Source organism: Aquabacterium sp. UBA2148, from assembly GCF_002328915.1.
GTDB lineage: Bacteria > Pseudomonadota > Gammaproteobacteria > Burkholderiales > Burkholderiaceae_C > Aquabacterium > Aquabacterium parvum.
The window spans coordinates 974-1372 of the sequence record NZ_DCXA01000055.1 but is presented as its reverse complement, the minus strand read 5'-3'; the positions used below and the strand labels follow the sequence as shown (position 1 = coordinate 1372).

The 399-nt window shown below is 73.2% G+C and carries 1 protein-coding gene; it reads right to left on the bottom strand.

What is annotated here, in order from left to right; all coding sequences use genetic code 11:
* Window positions 1–67: 67 nt before the first annotated feature.
* The coding region (locus B2W70_RS02990) for an FtsX-like permease family protein (protein ID WP_286742704.1) at window positions 68–399 on the bottom strand (332 nt) is incomplete at its 5' end.

Here is a 399-nt window from a genome sequence, read left to right as displayed (position 1 = left end):
GGCCATGGGCCCCGGAAAACGCCGCGAGCACCCGCACCAAGCCGAGCCACCGCGCTCGGCTTTTTTGTCAGTCGGCGCGGCGCAGCGTCATGGCCACGGGGCGCGCCAGCACCCCCCGCAGGCTCCACCAGCCAGCACCCCAGGCCAGCAAGGCCCCGACGACGGCGCCCACCAGAGGCCACCACCAGGGAGCCGTCCAGGGGAACTCGAACACCCGCGAAGACAGCGCCCAGCCGATGGCCAGCGATGCCGACGCAGCCAACGCACCCGCCAAGGCGCCCAAGCCGATCAGCTCGAACCGCTGTACGCGCGCAAGCAAACCCTGCGTCGCGCCCAGCGAGCGCAGGACGGCCCACTCGCGCGCCCGGCGCTCGCGCGAGGTCATCAGCCCGGCCATCA